Source organism: Mycobacterium sp. NTMscope_MAC_269, from assembly GCF_976985695.1.
The window spans coordinates 4,744,394-4,763,661 of the sequence record NZ_OZ335668.1; the positions used below are offsets into that span (position 1 = coordinate 4,744,394).

Consider the following 19,268-nt stretch of genomic DNA (forward strand, 5'->3'; position numbering starts at 1 on the left):
CATGAAACCCCAAGGAGAGCATTCCGACCGTGGCTGCCCAGAAGAAGAAGGCGCAAGACGATTACGGCGCTTCAGCGATCACCGTGCTGGAAGGCCTCGAGGCCGTCCGCAAACGTCCCGGCATGTACATCGGATCCACCGGCGAGCGTGGTCTGCACCACCTCATCTGGGAGGTGGTCGACAACTCGGTCGACGAGGCGATGGCCGGCTACGCCGACAAGGTCGACGTCCGCATGCTCGACGACGGCAGCGTCGAGGTCTCCGACAACGGCCGTGGCATCCCGGTGGCGATGCACGCGACCGGCGCTCCCACCGTCGATGTCGTGATGACCCAACTGCACGCGGGTGGCAAGTTCGGCGGTGAGAACAGCGGCTACAACGTCAGTGGTGGCCTGCACGGCGTCGGGGTGTCGGTGGTCAATGCGCTGTCGACCCGCCTCGAGGTGGACATCGCCCGCGATGGTCACGAGTGGTCGCAGTACTACGAGAAAGCCGTGCCCGGCACCCTCAAGCAGGGCGAGGCCACCAAGCGCACCGGAACGACGATCAGGTTCTGGGCCGACCCCGACATCTTCGAGACCACCAACTATGACTTCGAGACGGTGGCGCGCCGCCTGCAGGAAATGGCCTTCCTGAACAAGGGGTTGACCATTAACCTCACCGACGAGCGCGTAGAGCAGGACGAGGTCGTCGACGACGTCGTCAGCGACACGGCCGAAGCGCCCAAGTCCGCCGAAGAAAAGGCGGCCGAATCGACTGCGCCACATAAGGTTAAGCACCGCACCTTCCACTACCCAGGTGGTCTCGTCGACTTCGTCAAGCACATCAACCGCACCAAGAGTCCCATCCAGCAGAGCATCGTCGACTTCGACGGGAAAGGCCCCGGCCATGAGGTCGAGATCGCGATGCAGTGGAACGGCGGCTACTCGGAATCGGTGCACACCTTCGCCAACACGATCAACACCCACGAGGGCGGCACCCACGAGGAGGGCTTCCGCAGCGCGCTGACGACGGTGGTCAACAAGTACGCCAAAGACAAGAAGCTGCTGAAAGACAAGGACCCGAACCTCACCGGCGACGACATCCGCGAGGGTCTGGCCGCGGTGATCTCGGTCAAGGTCAGCGAACCGCAGTTCGAGGGCCAGACAAAGACGAAACTGGGCAACACCGAAGTCAAGTCGTTCGTGCAGAAGGTCTGCAACGAACAGCTAACCCACTGGTTCGAGGCCAACCCGGCCGACGCCAAAGTCGTTGTTAATAAGGCGGTCTCGTCGGCTCAGGCCCGCATAGCCGCGCGCAAGGCGCGCGAGTTGGTGCGTCGCAAGAGCGCGACCGACCTCGGCGGGCTGCCCGGAAAGCTGGCCGATTGCCGCTCTACTGATCCGAAAAAGTCGGAACTGTATGTGGTGGAGGGTGATTCGGCCGGCGGTTCAGCCAAGAGTGGCCGCGACTCGATGTTCCAGGCGATTCTTCCGCTGCGCGGCAAGATCATCAACGTCGAAAAAGCCCGCATCGACCGGGTCCTGAAGAACACCGAGGTCCAGGCGATCATCACCGCACTCGGCACCGGCATCCACGACGAGTTCGATCTCACCAAGCTGCGCTATCACAAGATCGTGCTGATGGCCGACGCGGACGTTGACGGCCAGCACATCTCGACGCTGCTGCTGACCCTGCTGTTCCGGTTCATGCGGCCGCTGATCGAAAACGGGCACGTGTTCTTGGCGCAGCCGCCGCTGTACAAGCTGAAGTGGCAGCGCAGCGATCCCGAATTCGCCTACTCCGACCGCGAGCGCGACGGCCTGCTCGAGGCCGGGCAGAAGGCCGGCAAGAAGATCAATAAAGACGACGGCATTCAGCGCTACAAGGGTCTGGGCGAGATGGACGCCAAGGAATTGTGGGAAACCACAATGGATCCCACCGTCCGGGTGTTGCGCCAGGTCACGCTGGACGACGCGGCGGCCGCCGACGAGCTGTTCTCGATCCTGATGGGCGAGGACGTCGACGCGCGCCGCAGCTTTATCACCCGTAATGCCAAGGACGTTCGCTTCCTGGATGTCTGATCGAACCGGACCCGCCTCAGACTGGACCGTGCTGACCGACCAACGAGGAATAGATGACTGACACCACGCTGCCGCCAGGTGACGACTCCGTCGACCGGATCCAGCCCGTCGACATTCAGCAGGAGATGCAGCGCAGCTACATCGATTACGCGATGAGCGTCATCGTCGGCCGCGCGCTGCCCGAGGTGCGCGACGGCCTCAAGCCGGTGCACCGCCGGGTCCTCTACGCGATGTACGACTCGGGGTTCCGGCCCGACCGCAGCCACGCCAAGTCGGCGCGGTCGGTCGCCGAGACGATGGGTAACTACCACCCGCACGGTGACGCCTCGATCTACGACACCCTGGTGCGCATGGCGCAGCCGTGGTCGCTGCGCTATCCCTTGGTCGACGGGCAGGGCAACTTCGGATCGCCGGGTAACGACCCACCGGCCGCGATGAGATACACCGAGGCGCGGCTGACGCCGCTCGCGATGGAGATGCTGCGTGAAATCGACGAGGAGACAGTCGATTTCATCCCGAACTACGACGGTCGGGTGCAGGAGCCGACCGTGCTGCCGAGCCGGTTCCCCAACCTGCTGGCCAACGGTTCCGGCGGCATCGCGGTCGGGATGGCGACCAACATCCCGCCGCACAACCTGCGCGAGCTGGCCGACGCCGTCTACTGGTGCCTGGACAATCACGAGGCCGACGAGGAGGCCACCCTCGCGGCGGTCTGTGAGCGGGTCAAGGGGCCGGACTTCCCCACGCACGGCCTCATCGTCGGGTCGCAGGGCATCCACGACGCCTACACCACGGGACGCGGGTCGATCCGGATGCGCGGAGTCGTTGAGGTGGAAGAGGATTCACGCGGCCGCACCTCGCTGGTGATCACCGAGCTGCCGTACCAGGTGAACCACGACAACTTCATCACCTCGATCGCCGAGCAGGTCCGCGACGGCAAGCTCGCCGGCATCTCCAACATCGAGGACCAGTCCAGCGATCGCGTCGGTTTGCGCATCGTCGTGGAGATCAAGCGCGACGCCGTGGCCAAGGTGGTGCTGAACAACCTCTACAAGCACACCCAGCTGCAGACCAGCTTCGGCGCCAACATGTTGTCCATCGTCGACGGGGTCCCCCGCACGCTGCGGCTGGACCAGATGATCCGGCTCTACGTTGCGCATCAACTCGACGTCATCGTCCGGCGGACCACCTACCGGCTGCGCAAGGCCAACGAACGCGCACACATCTTGCGCGGTCTGGTCAAAGCGCTCGACGCCCTCGACGAGGTCATCGCCTTGATCCGCGCGTCGGAGACCGTGGACATCGCCCGGGCCGGCCTGATCGAGCTACTCGATATCGACGAGATCCAGGCTCAGGCGATCCTGGACATGCAGCTGCGCCGGCTGGCGGCCCTGGAGCGCCAGCGGATCGTCGATGACCTGGCCAAGATCGAAGCCGAGATCGCCGACCTGGAGGACATCCTCGCCAAGCCCGAGCGGCAGCGCGCCATCGTGCACGACGAGCTGTCCGAGATCGTCGACAAGCACGGCGATGAGCGGCGCACCCGGATCGTCGCCGCCGACGGCGACGTCAACGACGAGGACCTGATCGCCCGCGAGGACGTCGTCGTCACCATCACCGAGACCGGCTACGCCAAACGCACCAAAACCGACCTGTACCGCAGCCAGAAGCGCGGCGGCAAGGGCGTTCAGGGCGCGGGGCTCAAGCAGGACGACATCGTGCGGCACTTCTTCGTGTGCTCGACGCACGACTGGATCCTGTTCTTCACCACGCAGGGGCGGGTGTACCGCGCCAAGGCCTACGAATTGCCGGAAGCGTCGCGCACCGCGCGCGGTCAGCACGTCGCCAACCTGCTGGCGTTCCAGCCCGAGGAGCGGATCGCCCAGGTCATCCAGATCCGCGGCTATGAGGACGCGCCGTACCTGGTGCTGGCCACCCGCAACGGCCTGGTGAAGAAGACCAAGCTGACCGACTTCGACTCGAACCGTTCGGGCGGAATCGTGGCGATCAACCTGCGCGACAACGACGAGCTGGTCGGCGCGGTGTTGTGCTCGTCCGAGGAGGACCTGCTGCTGGTGTCGGCCAATGGGCAGTCCATCAGGTTCTCTGCGACCGATGAAGCGTTGCGCCCGATGGGACGCGCCACCTCCGGCGTACAGGGCATGCGTTTCAACGCTGACGATTATCTGTTGTCGCTCAACGTGGTTCGTGAGGACACCTACCTGCTGGTGGCGACCTCCGGCGGGTACGCCAAGCGCACCGCGATCGAGGAGTATCCGGTGCAGGGCCGCGGCGGCAAGGGCGTCTTGACGGTGATGTACGACCGTCGACGCGGCAGGCTGGTCGGTGCGCTGATCGTCGATGAGGACAGCGAGTTGTACGCGATCACCTCGGGAGGCGGCGTCATCCGGACCGCGGCGGGCCAGGTCCGCAAGGCGGGACGGCAGACCAAGGGCGTGCGCTTGATGAACCTCGGTGAAGAAAACACACTGTTGGCCATCGCCCGCAATGCCGAAGCAAACGCGGACGAAGTCGTCGAGGAAATCGACGGTGCCGCGGAGTCCGAGAGCTAGTCGGTACGAAGCCACTAGACTCGGCCCGATGACGATGCGGGCGGCGGCGCGGCCCGTGGAGGAACTGGGCAATTAGACTCAGCCCGACCAGACATGACGCGACTGCACCGCCTGCGCGGCCAGGGTAGAAGACCTAAGGAGTCGGGGTGACTTCACCGAACGAGCCGGGCGCCCCCAAAAAGGGAGACGTTCCCAACGGGGATGGTTCGGCCGAGCGTGCCGGGGTGCGCCGCGCGGCGCCGCCCGCACAGGGTGGCCGTCCCCAGGAGACCGGCGACGGACCGCCGTGGCAGCGTGGCGGCGCGGCCCGACCCCAGCAGCCGCCGCCCCGCCAGAACGAGCCGCCCACCGAGAAGCGGCCATCGGGCCCGGCCAGCGGGGTTGAGGCCCGGCTGAACCGCTTCATCTCCGGCACCGCGGCACCGGGAGCGGGCGGCGCGGCGCATTCGAAAGAGGCCGAAGCCCCGCCGCCCCGCGGCGAGGGATCGCCCGCCGAGGCCTACGCCAGCGAGTTGCCGGACCTGTCCGGCCCCCTGCCGCGCGGTCCGCACCGCAAGCCCGCGCCGGAGCAGCGGACGCCGGACAGTTCGTCGGGAACCGCCCGCGCGGCAGCGACGGAAAGCCGAGAACCGCGCGAGAACCGCGACCGGGTGCAGGTGTCGCGGCGGACGCGGGGCCCCGTCCGGGCCAGCATGCAGATCCGCCGGATCGACCCGTGGAGCACGTTGAAGGTGTCGCTGCTGCTTTCGGTGGCGTTGTTCTTCGTGTGGATGATCGCCGTCGCCTTCCTCTACCTCGTGCTCGGCGGCATGGGCGTGTGGTCGAAGTTGAACAGCAACGTCGGTGACTTGCTGAACAACACCAGCGGCAGCAGCGGCGAACTGGTATCCAGCGGCACGATTTTCGGCGGGGCCGTCTTGATCGGCCTGGTCAACATCGTGCTGTTGACCGCGATGGCGACCATCGCCGCGTTCGTCTACAACCTGACCACCGATCTGATCGGCGGCATCGAGGTGACGCTGGCGGATCGCGACTAGCGCATGGCCGCTCGGATGCTGCGTTTTTGGGAGTCGGGCGGCTAGTGCGGTAATCTCGTCGCTCGGCCGTACGCGAGTACGGGCCTATAGCTCAGGCGGTTAGAGCGCTTCGCTGATAACGAAGAGGTCGGAGGTTCGAGTCCTCCTAGGCCCACAACCATGTGCCCGTCAAGACGTTGCGTACGACTCGCACTGCCACTGGGACTGATCGCCGTTTTGGCAGCGGTGGCGCGGTCACGACGTGGAGTCGAGGTCTGGCACGTGGCTGTGGATGACCCCGGTCAACCGCTGGGCCACGATGGGGGGTCACGATAGAGGGGCCTTAGCTCAGTTGGTAGAGCACCGCCTTTGCAAGGCGGGTGTCAGGGGTTCGATTCCCCTAGGCTCCACAAGCCCGATCCCTCTTCGCGCCGCTCAACTGGCCGTCTCCGTCCACGGTGTGTACGACGAGCCGAGGAAGCGTTCCACCAAGGCGCGTTCGGCGGCCGGGTCTTTGAGCGGCCAGCCCCACAGCGCCAGGAATACGCGAATCAGCCACTGCGCGGCCAACGGGTCATCGTTGCCGGGACCCAGCATTTCGGCGGCCAAACCAGTGACGGTGGGCGAGCTGATCACCCAGTCGCTGACCGGGGCCGCGTGGATCGACCGCATGAGCTGCGCCAGGGGGTCGGATCGCAGGCGTTGCAGGGCGATGATCGTGGCGGCCACGACCCGGTCCGGCCCGCGAAGGTCCTTGATGGCTTCCCGTGTGGTGTCGACAATGCGGGCCGCGTGCAGACCCACCACGGCGTCCCGAATGGCCGCCTTGCCGCCGACATGCCGGTAAATCGTCGCCGGCGAGCAATGAACCCGCGCGGCCAGGGCGTCGATCGTGAACCCGTCGTATCCCCGGCGGGCTATGAGGTCCGCCGCCGCGGCGTAGATCCGTTCGGTGCCTTCGCTGCGGCGATCGCGGCCCACCAACCAGTCGTCACGTGCCATCCACCCATGCTCCCTTACGCTGCGGGACGCCGAAATACTTCTCGCAGCGCGAGAATTTTCAGAGCATTTCCCTCACACGAACGCGCAGCTGGTGATGGGTGCACGCGGATATCCACCATCGCCATCGGTCGCAAGCGCTCCTCAACCTCTCCGCATTCCATTGACCCCGCGGCGACCTGCGTCGAGCCTGAAAAGCGTGACGGTGTTGGACAGTGCGACCCGGTTCTTCGGTAGCGCGGCGATACAGGATCCCTACCCGCTGTATGACCGGATGCGCGCCGAGGCGCCGGTGCACCGCATCGGCGATTCCGTCTTCTACGCCGTGTGCGGTTGGGACGCGGTGCAAGAGGCCGTCGAGCGGGTCGAAGATTTTTCGTCGAACCTCACGGCGACGATGGTCTTTCACGAGGACGGCACGGTCGTTCCGCTCGACATGGGACCGCCGGGAGGTTCGATGCACGCGTTGGCCACCGCCGATGACCCCGTGCACGCGCTGCATCGCAAGATTTTGTTGCCCCACTTGTCGGCCAAGCGCGTGCGGATCATCGAGGAATTCGCGGTCCAGACCGCCGACCGCCTCTGGGAAGAGAACCTGCGCGACGGTCAGATCGAGTGGATGAGCGGCGTCGCCAATCGGCTGCCGATGATGGTGGTCTGCAAGCTCCTGGGTCTCCCCGATGACGACGTCGACAACCTCATCCGGCTCGGCTACGCCACCACCACATTGCTTGACGGGATCGTGACGCGCGAGCATCTCGAGCAAGCCGGGGCCGCGGCGATGGAACTGTCCGGCTACGTCCTGGAGCACTTCGAAAAATCAAGCGCCAACGGCGAATACGGCCTGATTGCCGACCTCGCCGCGCGCTACGCCTCGGGCGAACTAGAGCAACTGCCGGCGCTGGGCATCATGCTCACCCTCTTCAGCGCGGCCGGCGAGTCGACGGCTTCGCTGCTGGGCAGCGCGGCGTGGATTCTGGCCGATCGTCCGGCGATCCAACGGCGGCTCCGCGAGAAGCCGGAATTGCTAAGCGCTTTCATCGAAGAGACGCTTCGCTTCGAGGCGCCGTTTCGGGGGCATTACCGGCACGTGTGGCGCGACACCACGCTCGGGGGCATCGAGGTGCCGGGCGATTCCCACTTGCTGTTGATGTGGGGGGCAGCCAACCGTGACCCCGCGCACTTTGATGCGCCCCACGAATTTCGCCTCGACCGCATCGGTGGCAAAAGTCACGTGAGCTTCGGCAAGGGCGTGCATTTCTGCGTCGGCGCCGCGCTGGCACGCCTGGAAGCCCACATCGTGTTGCGGATGCTGCTCGAGCGCACCACCTGGATCGACGCGGCCGACGTCGGCGAATGGCTGCCGAGCATTCTGGTTCGGCGCCGCGAACGCTTGCGCCTAGCAGTGCAGTGAGGTCAAGGGCGCGGCTGCACATCCACACTGGGCGGCCGCGACTGGGGTTCCTGAGGCTTTGCCCGCACCGAGCGTCGGACGATGCTGAACGCCGCGGCGCCGCCTGCGAGGACCGCGACGGCGACTCCCGCGATGATCAACGGGCGCTTGCCGCGACGCTGCGCCCGCCGTGCGTCCTGCAGCGCCTGGGGCAGGCCGGTGACCACCTCCTGCGCGGCGGCCAGTTCCTGGGCGAGGGCCTCCTGGGCGGCCGCGATGTCCCGCGCCAGGCGCCCCTCCTGATACCGGCGACGCAGCTGCGCGGCGGACGACTGCGCGGACTGGACGCTGAGGCCGACGACCCCGCGGGTGACGTCCACCGGCCCCTGCGCCGAATAGCTCAGGCCGCGGGCCAGTCGCTCCCGCGGGGTCAACCGGGATTCCGTCTTCGCGCTCATCTGCCGCCCTCCCGCTCCGCCGGTGACGCCTGTCGCGCAGCCGGCCCGATACCTGAACAGACTGCCAGCATAGGGACGTCGACGGCCACGGCGCGCGTTCGCGAGGTTTTCGTGGGCGGGCCGGATTGGGTGACACCGCGTGCGGGCGCGCTCATACGTAGTGGCAGACTCTGATGCCGTGACTAACAGCCCCTTTCAGACTGCTACCGCCACGCTCCACACCAACCGCGGCGACATCAAGGTCGCCTTGTTCGGAAACCACGCGCCCAAGACCGTCGCCAACTTCGTCGGCCTGGCGCAGGGAACCAAGGAGTACTCGACCCAGAACGCGTCGGGAGGTTCCTCCGGCCCGTTCTACGATGGCGCGGTCTTTCACCGGGTGATCCGGGGCTTCATGATCCAGGGCGGCGACCCGACCGGGACCGGCCGCGGTGGACCGGGGTACAAGTTCGCCGACGAGTTCCATCCCGAACTGCAATTCGACAAGCCCTACCTGCTGGCGATGGCGAACGCGGGCCCCGGCACCAACGGGTCGCAGTTCTTCATCACGGTCGATCAGACGCCGCACCTCAACCGGCGCCACACGATCTTCGGCGAAGTGACCGATCCGGATTCGCAGCAGGTGGTTGACGCGATCGCGACGACGAGTACCGACGGCAACGACCGTCCCTCCGAGGCGGTCGTCATCGAGTCGATCACCATCTCTTAACCGCACGCCCGCTGCGGGCCGTTCAGCGTTGCGAACGGCCCGCGTAGCCGGCCGCCGTCAGCGCGTCGAGCACGTGCAGCGGGTCGGTCCCAAGGTCCCAGCGGGAGAACAGCACCAAGCCGCCGTCGGCGGCCTCGACCTCCAGCAGCCGCACTGCGCGTCCGTAACGGCGGAACTCGATGATGCGGATGATCTTGATGTCGGATTGCCGCAATAGTTGCGTCCGGAACCAGCCGCGCAACGTCAGGCCCTCGGGCGTGATTGCCAGTTTTGGACGCGCGCGCCAAGACATTCCCGCAAACAAGATCAGACCCACCGCGGCAACGCCCGCCAGAACGCGTCCGGGCAGGTCTGTGATCAGGGTCACAGCGACGATAGCCATCAAAATGCCCGCGGCTCCGCAACCAGCGATTCCGGCCGTGTGCGGCTCCCATTGTGTTTGCTGCATGCGGTCCTTAGCCCCTCCCACCACTGCCGATGCAGTTATCCACAATCTCTATCAACAGTGGGGATAAATCACACGCGTGTGATTGGGTGGTTGGAAAGTTGCTGGCGCAGTAACAAATCAGCCCAAAAATGAATTCATTCCGCCGGCCGTCCTGCTCAGTGCCAGCGCATCGTGAGCAACAAACCGGTGATCATGAAAGCGAACGCGATGGCGTAGTTCCAGGGCCCCAGTTCCGCCATCCAATTGAGGGCCGTCGGCGCCTGAGTTCCCACCGCGGCCAACTGGAACACCATCAGCCAGACCAGGCCGATCAGCATGAGCCCGATGAACAGCGCGACGAACCACACGCTCGAGGGTCCGACCTTGACCTTCACCGGGGTGCGGCTGACCGCGCTGACGGTGAAGTCGTTCTTCTTACGGACCTTGGACTTGGGCATTATTACCTCGCGGATTACCTCAACAACACGGTGAGCGGGACGGGGTGCAACGATGAACACGGCAGCTGCACCCATAGCTTGGCTACGAGACTAACGCACCTGGGACGGTGACCAGGAAATGGAGACTCGATGATCCAGACGCGCCAGTCGCCATGGCGCTTCGGCGTCCCGGTGGTGTGTGCGCTGGCCGGATTGCTGCTCGCGGCCACGCACGGCGTATCCGGCGGCGCCGAGATCCGCGGCAGCGACGCCCCGCGGCTGGTGGACCTGGTCCGCGAGACCCAGTCATCGGTGAACCGGCTCAACGCCGAACGCGAGGAGCTGGCGAAGAAGATCGACGCGGCCCACGGGCACTCTTCGGACGCGGCGTTGGCCGCGATGCTGCGGCGCACCGCGCAGCTTGCCGGCCAGGCGGATATGAACCCGGTGCACGGCCCGGGCTTGGTCGTCACCCTCGAGGACGCGCAGCGCGACGCCAACGGCCGGTTCCCGCGCGACGCGTCACCCGACGACCTGGTGGTGCACCAGCAAGACATCCAGGCCGTGCTCAACGCGCTGTGGAGCGCCGGCGCCGAGGCGATCCAGATGCAAGACCAACGACTCATCGCCACCTCGGTGCCCCGCTGCGTGGGCAATACGCTCCTGCTCAACGGACGCACCTACAGCCCGCCGTACACGATCACGGCGATCGGCAACTCCGCAGCCATGCAAGCCGCCCTCGCCGCCGCTCCCCTGGTGACCCTCTACAAGCAGTACGTGGTCCGGTTCGGCCTGGGCTACCGCGAAGACGTCAAATCCGATGTCCAGGTCGTCGGTCACTTCGAGCCCGATCGGCTGCATTTCGCGCAGCCCAGCGGCCCGATCGGCTACTGACGCCCACTGACCGGGCAGAGCGCGGACCATCGGACGGTAACCTGGCACGATGCGGATCCTGGTTGTCGACAACTACGACAGCTTCGTGTTCAACCTGGTGCAGTACCTGGGGCAGCTGGGTGTGGACGCCGACGTCTGGCGCAACGACGACGCCCGGCTTTCCGACGAGACCGCGGCCGCCCGGCAGTTCGACGGCGTGCTGCTCAGCCCGGGGCCGGGCACCCCGGAGCGCGCGGGCGCTTCCATCGGGATGGTGCGCGCGTGTGCCGCGGAGAAGACTCCCCTGCTCGGGGTCTGCCTCGGGCACCAGGCCATCGGTGTAGCGTTCGGCGCCACCGTCGACCGTGCCCCAGAACTGCTGCACGGCAAGACCAGCAGCGTTCATCACACCAATGTCGGTGTGTTGCAAGGACTTCCGGATCCCTTCACGGCGACCCGCTACCATTCGCTGACCATCCTGCCCGAATCGCTGCCGCCGGCGCTCGAGGTCACCGCCCACACCGACAGCGGCGTGATCATGGGGGTTCGCCACGCCGAATTGCCCATTCACGGCGTGCAGTTCCACCCCGAGTCGATCCTGACCGAGGGCGGTCATCGCATGCTGGCGAACTGGCTGGCCGTGTGCGGGTTGGTGCGCAACGACACGCTGGTGCGCCGGCTCGAGAACGACGTGCACGCCGCGGTGCGGCCGTATATGCCGGCCGACCCGGCGGCTACTGACCGAACTTCAGCGTGATGATTCCGTCCCGGTTCACTCCGGCGCCGGCCGGCGGGTTCTGATACACCACCCGGTGGGACTGGGAGCCGCCCGCGTCGACGTCGGCGCCCTTGTCCAGGATTCCGGTCCAGCCCAGCGCCCGGAGCCGGGGCTCGGCATCGGTCCAGAACATGCCGGACAGGTCGGGCATGACGAACTGATTGCCCTTGGACACCTGCAGCTCGATGACCGAGTCCACCGGAACCATTTGTCCCTTGGGCGGATTGGTCCCGATCACCTCACCGGCGGGCCGGGGGCTGTCCACTTGTGCCTGGGTCACCTTGCTGAAGCCGTAGACGGTCAGGTTGCGCTGCGCGATATCCACGGTCTGGCCCGCGATGTCGGGAACCTGCTTGGTCTCCGGCCCGGAGCCGACGATGACGGTGATGACGTTGGTGATCGCCGACGTCTGGTTGGCCGGCGGGTTGGTCCCGATCACCTTGCCCAGCAGCTCCGGCGTCGACGGCGAATTGGCCTGCTTGAACTTCGTGAATCCCGCGGCTTTGAGCTTGGTGACCGCGTCGGAGTAACTCAGCGACGAGACGTCGGGCACCTCGCGTTGCTCCGGGCCGGTGGAGACGTTGACGGTGATCTCGTCGCCGGCGCTGACCGAGGCGTTGGCGCCGGGGTCGGTGCCGATGACGTGATCGGGCGGGATGATCGAATCCGGCTTTTGCAGCGTGCGCGTTTTGAATCCGCGGTTTTGCAGCGCCGCGATGGCGTCGGCGGAAACCTGCCCGCGCACATCGGGTACCTGAACGTCTCGGGCGCCGCCACCGAAGGTGTTGAAAGCGATGACCACGACGATCGTCAGGACGGCCAGTGCCGCCACCGCGACGATCCAGCGACCGACCGAACCGACGGTGCGGTCCTCACCGGCGTCAGCGAGAACCTGGCGAGGCAGCGGATCGGTCCGCGGCGGGCCCGCGCTGCCGGGGCCGGACGACAGCATCGAGCTTCGGTCGGCGTCGGTGAAAACCTTGGGCGCTTCGGGCTTCTCGCCGTTGTGCACCCGGACCAGGTCGGCCCGCATCTCCGCCGCGGTCTGATAGCGGTTTTCCGGATTCTTGGCCAGCGCCTTGAGAACGACGGCGTCGAGGTCGGCCGAGATGCCTTCGTGGCGCTGCGACGGCGGGACGGGGTCCTCGCGGACATGTTGGTAGGCGACCGCAACCGGTGAGTCTCCAACGAAAGGTGGTTCGCCCGTGAGGATTTCGTAAAGGACGCAGCCCAATGAATACACGTCGGATCGGGCGTCGACGGTGTCGCCGCGGGCCTGCTCAGGCGAGAGGTACTGCGCGGTTCCGATCACCGCGGCGGTCTGGGTGACGCTGTTGCCGCTGTCGGCGATCGCGCGGGCGATACCGAAGTCCATCACCTTGACCGCATTGGTGGTGCTGATCATGATGTTGGCCGGCTTGACGTCGCGGTGGATGATGCCGTTCTGATGACTGAAGTTCAGCGCCTGGCACGCGTCGGCGATGATCTCGATCGCGCGCCGCGGCGGCAGCGGGCCGTCGGTGTGCACGATGTCGCGCAGGGTGACGCCGTCGACGTACTCCATGACGATGTAGGGCAGCGGACCGGTGGGCGTCTCCGCCTCGCCGGTGTCGTAGACGGCGACGATGGACGGATGGTTCAGCGCCGCGGCGTTTTGCGCCTCGCGCCGGAAGCGTAGGTAAAAGCTGGGATCGCGGGCCAGATCCGCGCGCAGCACCTTGACCGCGACGTCGCGATGCAGGCGGAGGTCGCGCGCCAGGTGAACCTCGGACATCCCCCCGAAGCCGAGGATCTCCCCCAACTCGTAGCGGTCGGACAGGTGCTGCGGGGTGGTCATGGTGATGTCCCATGTCGGGCGGGTCCGCTGCGGAATCCCGACATTGCTATCGCGCCGTCATCCGGCCATGTGAGCCGCATGCCCGGCAGGGGCGCCGACCCGCTCGGGGTATTGGCCGGCGGCGCCGAGGCCGGTGGGGTGCCGGTGTCGGTGACCGTCGGGGGCTGTTGCTGCTGATCCCCCCGGGAATTGATGACGATGAGCACCGCGATGATGATCGCCAGCGCGCCGAGCACCCCGGCGGCCCACAGCAGCGCACGCTGCCCCGACGAGAAGGTACGCCGGGCCGGGGGCGGGCGGTGGCCGCCGGTGGTCGGCCGGGACCGACGAGGCGCTGCGGTGCGTGGGGACACCGCGGCCGCCCTGGTCGTCGGGCTGGACGGAATCGCCGCCGGCGAGGCCCGGCCGGCGGGCGGTGTCGCGCTGGGCCGCGGCGGCCGGCGACCGGCACGCACCGCGGACACGGCGTCGGCGAACGGTCCCCCGCTGCGGTACCGCATCGCCGGGTTCTTGACGAGGGTGATCTCGATGAGTTCCCGCACATTGGGCGGCAGTTCCGCGGGCAGCGGCGGTGGAGGCTCCTTGATGTGCTTCATCGCCACCGTCAGGGCGCCGTCGCCGGTGAACGGCCGCTTGCCCGAAACAACCTCGTAGCCGACAACTCCCAGCGAGTACACGTCGCTGGACGGGGTGGCGTCGTGTCCCAGGGCCTGTTCGGGCGCGATGTATTGGGCGGTGCCCATCACCATGCCGGTCTGGGTCACCGGCGCGGCGTCGACGGCCTTGGCGATGCCGAAGTCGGTGATCTTCACCTGGCCGGTCGGGGTGATCAAGATGTTGCCGGGCTTGACGTCGCGGTGGACCAAACCGGCGGCGTGCGCGACCTGCAGCGCGCGACCGGTCTGCTCGAGCATGTCGAGCGCGTGCCGCAGCGACAGCCGGCCGGTGCGTTTGAGCACCGAGTTCAGCGGCTCGCCGTTGACCAGCTCCATCACCAGATAGGCGGTGCGGCCCTCCCCATCCAGCTGGCTCTCGCCGTAATCGTGGACCGCTGCAATCCCGGGGTGGTTGAGCATCGCGGTGGTCCGCGCCTCAGCGCGGAACCGCTCGATGAACTCGGGGTCCTGGGAGAACTCCTGCTTGAGCACCTTGACCGCGACGCGTCGGCCCAGGCGGCTGTCTACCGCCTCCCAGACCTGACCCATGCCGCCGGTGGCGATCAGGCGCTGCAGGCGGTATCTGCCAGACAGCGTCACACCAACTCGCGGGCTCATGGTCCTCCCTGTAGCGCGGCCTGGATCACAGCCCGTCCGATCGGCGCGGCGAGTGCACCCCCCGTCGCGGACAGGCGGTCGGCGCCATTCTCCACCAACACCGCCACGGCGACCTTCGGGGTCTGTGCGGGCGCGAAAGCGATGTACCACGCGTGCGGCGGTGTGTGCCGCGGATCGGTGCCATGTTCTGCGGTACCCGTCTTGGATGCGATCTGCACGCCGGGAATGGCCCCTTTCTGCTGTGCGACCTTCTCGGCGCCGACCATCAGCTCTGTTAGCTTAGCGGCGACCTGCGGCGACACGGCGCGCCGCTGTTCATAGGGTGCCGTGGTGCTGATCGTGGTCAGGTCCGGCCCCTTGAGGCTGTCGACCAGATAGGGCTGCATCGTCACCCCGCCGTTCGCGATGGTCGCGGCGATCTCGGCGTTCTGCAGGGGCGTCACCGCGACATCCTTTTGGCCGATGCTCGACATGCCCAGCGCCGCCGCGTCCGGGATGATCCCGATGGTCGACTCCGCGACCTGAAGCGGGATGACGCTCGGGGTGCTGTCCAGGCCGAATGAGCGCGCGGTGCTGCGCAGCGGGTCGGATCCGGTGAGGATGCCGAGTTGGACGAACGCGGTGTTGCAGGACAGAGCGAACGCCTGCCGCAGGGACACGGTCGGCTCGTTGCCACACGCCTGTCCACCGTAGTTCTCCAGCGTCGCGGTGCTGTTCGGCAGCGGAATCGAGGGGGCGGCCGTGAGCTGCTCGGTGTCGGAGGCTCCGGCCTGCAGCGCGGCCGCGGTGGTGACGACCTTGAAGGTGGAGCCGGGTGGGTAGGTCTCCGAGATGGCACGGTTGGTCATCGGGTTATTCGGATCGTCGCGCAGCCGCTGCCAGGCCTTCGCCTGCACGTCGGGATCGTGCGACGACAGCAGGTTGGGGTCATACGACGGCGACGACACCATCGCCAAGATCTTCCCGGTAGTCGGTTCCAGGGCTACGACGGCGCCTTTGCACGGCGGGCCGCCGCAGCCCTGCTGCATCCCGTCCCACGCGGCCTGCTGCACCCGCGGCTTGATCGTGGTGTCGACGTTGGCCCCGCGCGGGTCCCGGCCGGTGAAGAAGTCGGCCAGCCGGCGCCCGAACAGCCGCTCGTCGGAGCCGTTCAACAGCGGGTCCTCGGCCCGTTCCAGGCCGGTGCTGGAGTAGCTCAGTGAGTAGAACCCGGTGACCGGCGCGTACGTCGCGGGGTTGGGGTAGACCCGCAGGAAGCGGAAGCGGTTATCGGTGGCCACGGAGTAGGCCAGCAACTGCCCGCCCGCCACGATCTGGCCGCGCTGGCGCGAATACTCGTCGAGCAGGACGCGCTGATTGCGCGGGTCGGCGCGCAACGAGTCGGCGGCGAAGACCTGCGTCATCGTGGCGTTGATCAACAGCAGCACGATCAACGCCATCACGGTCACCGAGATCCGGCGCAGGGAGGCGTTCATACTTTCTCGATCACCTCGGTGCCGGCCGTCGCGATCGGCGGCTCGTGGCGCGCTGGGGCGCGCAAGGGACGACGAGCGCTGTGCGAGATCCGCGCCAGGATGGCCAACAGCACATAGTTCGCCAGCAACGACGAGCCGCCATAGGACATCCACGGGGTGGTCAACCCGGTGAGCGGAATGAGTTGCGTTACCCCACCGACGACGATGAACAGCTGCAGGGCCAGCGTCGAGGCCAGGCCCGCCGCCAGCAGCTTGCCGAAGCTGTCCCGGGTGGCGATCGCCGTGCGCATCCCTCGCACGATGACGATGGTGTAGAGCATCAAGATGCTCGCCAGGCCCACCAATCCCAGCTCTTCGCCGAACGCCGCGATGATGAAGTCGGTTGACGCGGCGGGCACGGTGTCGGGTTGACCGTTGCCGAGCCCGGTGCCGAAGATTCCCCCGGTGGCAAAGCTGAAGAGCGACTGCACAATCTGGTAGCCACTGCCGTCGGGGTCGGAGAACGGGTCCCACCACATCTGCACCCGGACCCGGACGTGGCTGAAGATGAAGTACGCGACAACGCTTCCCGCGACGAACAGCACCAGGCCGATCCCCACCCAGCTGAAGCGCTGGGTGGCCAGATAGACCACCACCAGAAACGACGTATACAGCAATAGCGAAGTGCCAAGGTCCTTTTCGAAGGCCATCACGCCGACCGAGATCACCCAGGCCGCCAACAGGGGCGCGAGGTCGCGGGGACGGGGGAGGGTCAAGCCCATGAAGTGTTTGCCGACGCTGGTGAACAGGCCACGTTTGGCGATCAGCACCGAGGAGAAGAAGATCAGGAGCAGAATTTTGGAGAACTCGGCGGGCTGAATTGAGAAGCCGGGCAAGCGAATCCAGATCTTCGCGCCGTTCTGTTCGGACAGCGATGCCGGCAACAGGGCGGGGATCACCAGAAAGGTCAGGCCGACGAGCCCGCAGATGTAGCCATAGCGCGCCAGTTGGCGATGGTCCTTCAAGAAGGTGACCACCAGGGCGAAGGTCACCACACCGACCAGGGTCCACAGCATCTGCTGGGTCGCGCTGGGGTGGTGGCGGCCGCTGAGCTGGTTGGTGACCAGATCGAGCCGGTGAATCATCACCAGGCCAAGTCCGTTGAGTAAGGCCACGATTGGCAATAGCAGCGGATCGGTATAGGGCGCGAAGCGCCGGATGGCCATGTGCGCCGAGCCGAACACGACGAGAAACACCAGCCCGTAGTTGATCGCGTCCCAGTGCAGATCGCGGGTCTGGTTGGCCTCGACGATCAGCAGCGCGGCGACGGTGATCAACGACGCAAAGCCCAGTAGCAACAACTCGGCATTGCGCCGGGTAGGCAGAGGAGGCGTGACCGCGACCGGCGGCTGAAGCTGTGTTGTCATGCCACCGTCCGGCAATCGATGCCCGGTTGCAGTGGGGGCCCGGGAAGCGCGGTCACCATTTGCGACGTGGTCGTCGGACCGGCCGGTGATGAGGTCGCGGGGCCGTTGGAGGCGCTCGTGCTGGGTGGGGGGCTGGCGCTGGTGGAACTGGTGGTCGGTGGTGCTGGCGATGCAGTGGTGCTGGATTGGGGTGTTCCGGCGGTGGACGGGGAGCCGGGCGGGGAGGTGGCGCGCGGTGGCGGACAGATCGGCAGCAGGTATTCGGCCAGCAATTGGCGCAGCTGCGATTCCGCTTGGTCCAAACTGCCGCCCGGCAGCCCGGTTTGGACCTGGACCTGTCCGGGGCGGCGCAGATCTTGCAGTGTCATCAGCTGGCAATTGGGATGGCCGGATTGCCCATAGCTGACCAGGGACAGCTCGTTGCGCGCGTTGAGACAGCCGGCCAGGTAAGGCCGTTGCAACGGAACGCCCAGCAGCGTTCCCTGGATCCCCCGGACGATGGAAACCCTGCCGTTGTATTCGGCGACGTAATAGTTGCGCTGGATGACCCACCACCCGACGGTGAGGCCCGCGACGACCAGCAGCACCGCCAACGCGGCGACCACGGCCATCCGTCGGCGGGACCACCGTGGCCGATGCGTCGTCTCCGGTTGCGGTGCAACACGTTTGGCGGACTCGTCGCGCGGCCGGATCGCCGAGGCGCGCCCCGCCGAGGTGTTGGGCAACGTCATTTGATCCTCGTCACCTGACACCGCACCCGCCAGGATCGGCTGGGTCTGCCCGTAGTCGTAGTCGACCACGTCGGCGACGACGACGGTGACGTTGTCCGGCCCGCCACCGCGCAACGCCAACTCGATGAGTCGATAGGCGGCCTCGGCGACGTCGGGAATCTGCAACGCCTCGAGGATGGTCTCGTCGCTCACCGGATCCGACAACCCGTCGGAGCAAAGCAGATAACGGTCCCCGGCGCGCGCCTCTCGCATGGTCAGCGTCGGCTCGACCTCGTGCCCGGTGAGCGCCCGCATGATCAGCGACCGCTGCGGATGGCTGTGTGCCTCTTCCCGGGTGATCCGGCCCTCGTCGACCAAGGTCTGAACGAACGTGTCGTCCTTGGTGATCTGGCTCAGCTCGCCGTCGCGCAGCAGGTAGCCGCGCGAATCACCGATGTGCACCAATCCAATTCGGTCGCCCGCGAACAGGATCGCGGTAAGGGTGGTGCCCATCCCCTCGAGTTCGGGCTCCGCTTCCACCTGCGCGGCGATCGCCGCGTTGCCGGAACGCACCGCGTTGTCGAGCTTGGCCAGCAGGTCGCCGCCCGGCTCGTCGTCATCAAGGTGGGCCAGCGCCGCGATCACCAGCTGGGACGCCACCTCGCCGGCCGCATGACCCCCCATGCCGTCGGCCAGGGCCAGTAGCCGGGCGCCCGCATAGACGGAGTCTTCGTTGTTGGCGCGCACCAGGCCGCGGTCACTCCGGGCGGCGTATCGCAGGACCAGGGTCACGGGCGCCACTCCTCGATCCCGGCTGGAGGATCTGTCAAGCCGGCATCA

Annotated in this window: 16 protein-coding genes and 2 tRNA genes; 9 read left to right on the forward strand and 9 right to left on the reverse strand. The window is 66.7% G+C overall.

Translation table 11 applies throughout. The annotated features are described in order from the left end of the window. Positions 1 to 29: 29 nt before the first annotated feature. From gyrB to ACZ50Z_RS22460, 5 genes are all read left to right on the forward strand, one after another. The gene (gene gyrB / locus ACZ50Z_RS22440) at positions 30 to 2,063 is read left to right on the forward strand and encodes a DNA topoisomerase (ATP-hydrolyzing) subunit B (RefSeq protein ID WP_464485531.1); all 2,034 of its coding nucleotides are present in this window, start codon (positions 30 to 32) and stop codon (positions 2,061 to 2,063) included. 53 nt (positions 2,064 to 2,116) lie between these two features. Continuing rightward, positions 2,117 to 4,636 (forward strand): DNA gyrase subunit A, encoded by a 2,520-nt coding sequence (gene gyrA, locus ACZ50Z_RS22445; protein WP_464485532.1) that lies wholly within the window; start codon positions 2,117 to 2,119, stop codon positions 4,634 to 4,636. Positions 4,637 to 4,782: 146 nt separating this feature from the next. Next, a complete protein-coding gene (locus tag ACZ50Z_RS22450) occupies positions 4,783 to 5,673 on the forward strand; it encodes a DUF3566 domain-containing protein (protein WP_464485533.1) in 891 nt (296 codons plus the stop codon). A gap of 80 nt (positions 5,674 to 5,753) precedes the next feature. Further along, positions 5,754 to 5,827 (forward strand) — tRNA-Ile (locus ACZ50Z_RS22455). A 162-nt stretch (positions 5,828 to 5,989) separates the two neighbouring features. Then, positions 5,990 to 6,062: transfer RNA gene (locus ACZ50Z_RS22460), tRNA-Ala, on the forward strand. A 25-nt stretch (positions 6,063 to 6,087) separates the two neighbouring features. Here the strand turns inward: ACZ50Z_RS22460 and ACZ50Z_RS22465 are convergent. Next, entirely contained in the window at positions 6,088 to 6,654 is a 567-nt protein-coding gene (locus tag ACZ50Z_RS22465; RefSeq protein ID WP_464485534.1) for a TetR/AcrR family transcriptional regulator, read from the reverse strand. 196 nt (positions 6,655 to 6,850) lie between these two features. Between ACZ50Z_RS22465 and ACZ50Z_RS22470 the strand changes: the two genes are divergently transcribed. Continuing rightward, entirely contained in the window at positions 6,851 to 8,065 is a 1,215-nt protein-coding gene (locus tag ACZ50Z_RS22470) for a cytochrome P450 (protein ID WP_464486357.1), read from the forward strand. Positions 8,066 to 8,067: 2 nt separating this feature from the next. On the opposite strand, the gene cwsA is transcribed toward ACZ50Z_RS22470, so the two are convergent. Further along, the gene (gene cwsA / locus ACZ50Z_RS22475; RefSeq protein ID WP_464485535.1) at positions 8,068 to 8,502 is read right to left on the reverse strand and encodes a cell wall synthesis protein CwsA; all 435 of its coding nucleotides are present in this window, start codon (positions 8,500 to 8,502) and stop codon (positions 8,068 to 8,070) included. 160 nt (positions 8,503 to 8,662) lie between these two features. On the opposite strand from cwsA, the gene ACZ50Z_RS22480 reads away from it, so the two are divergent. Beyond that, positions 8,663 to 9,211 carry a peptidylprolyl isomerase gene (locus tag ACZ50Z_RS22480; RefSeq protein WP_464485536.1) on the forward strand — a complete coding sequence of 183 codons (549 nt, stop codon included), beginning with the start codon at positions 8,663 to 8,665 and terminating at the stop codon, positions 9,209 to 9,211. 22 nt (positions 9,212 to 9,233) lie between these two features. On the opposite strand, the gene ACZ50Z_RS22485 is transcribed toward ACZ50Z_RS22480, so the two are convergent. Together ACZ50Z_RS22485 and crgA are read right to left on the reverse strand one after the other, a co-directional pair. Then, a complete protein-coding gene (locus ACZ50Z_RS22485) occupies positions 9,234 to 9,659 on the reverse strand; it encodes a PH domain-containing protein (protein WP_464486358.1) in 426 nt (141 codons plus the stop codon). Between the two features lie 155 nt (positions 9,660 to 9,814). Further along, a complete protein-coding gene (crgA, locus tag ACZ50Z_RS22490; RefSeq protein WP_464485537.1) occupies positions 9,815 to 10,096 on the reverse strand; it encodes a cell division protein CrgA in 282 nt (93 codons plus the stop codon). Positions 10,097 to 10,225: 129 nt separating this feature from the next. On the opposite strand from crgA, the gene ACZ50Z_RS22495 reads away from it, so the two are divergent. Both ACZ50Z_RS22495 and ACZ50Z_RS22500 read left to right on the forward strand, forming a co-directional pair. Then, complete coding sequence (locus ACZ50Z_RS22495; RefSeq protein ID WP_464485538.1) at positions 10,226 to 10,969, forward strand: DUF881 domain-containing protein; 744 nt, start codon at positions 10,226 to 10,228, stop codon at positions 10,967 to 10,969. A gap of 49 nt (positions 10,970 to 11,018) precedes the next feature. Further along, complete coding sequence (locus ACZ50Z_RS22500) at positions 11,019 to 11,705, forward strand: aminodeoxychorismate/anthranilate synthase component II (protein ID WP_464485539.1); 687 nt, start codon at positions 11,019 to 11,021, stop codon at positions 11,703 to 11,705. On the opposite strand, the gene pknB is transcribed toward ACZ50Z_RS22500, so the two are convergent. From pknB to ACZ50Z_RS22525, 5 genes are read right to left on the reverse strand one after another with little or no spacing between them, the layout of a single operon-like run. Then, positions 11,683 to 13,563, reverse strand: a complete 1,881-nt coding sequence (gene pknB / locus ACZ50Z_RS22505) for a Stk1 family PASTA domain-containing Ser/Thr kinase (RefSeq protein ID WP_464485540.1) — start codon at positions 13,561 to 13,563, stop codon at positions 11,683 to 11,685. The genes ACZ50Z_RS22500 and pknB overlap by 23 nt on opposite strands. Beyond that, entirely contained in the window at positions 13,560 to 14,837 is a 1,278-nt protein-coding gene (locus tag ACZ50Z_RS22510; RefSeq protein WP_464485541.1) for a serine/threonine-protein kinase, read from the reverse strand. The genes pknB and ACZ50Z_RS22510 overlap by 4 nt, the downstream gene beginning before the upstream one ends. Continuing rightward, entirely contained in the window at positions 14,834 to 16,312 is a 1,479-nt protein-coding gene (pbpA, locus tag ACZ50Z_RS22515; RefSeq protein WP_464485542.1) for a D,D-transpeptidase PbpA, read from the reverse strand. The genes ACZ50Z_RS22510 and pbpA overlap by 4 nt, the downstream gene beginning before the upstream one ends. Beyond that, entirely contained in the window at positions 16,309 to 17,718 is a 1,410-nt protein-coding gene (locus ACZ50Z_RS22520; RefSeq protein ID WP_464485543.1) for an FtsW/RodA/SpoVE family cell cycle protein, read from the reverse strand. Before ACZ50Z_RS22520 ends, pbpA begins: the two co-directional genes overlap by 4 nt. After that, positions 17,715 to 19,220 (reverse strand): PP2C family protein-serine/threonine phosphatase, encoded by a 1,506-nt coding sequence (locus tag ACZ50Z_RS22525; RefSeq protein WP_464485544.1) that lies wholly within the window; start codon positions 19,218 to 19,220, stop codon positions 17,715 to 17,717. Before ACZ50Z_RS22525 ends, ACZ50Z_RS22520 begins: the two co-directional genes overlap by 4 nt. Between the last annotated feature and the right edge of the window lie 48 nt (positions 19,221 to 19,268).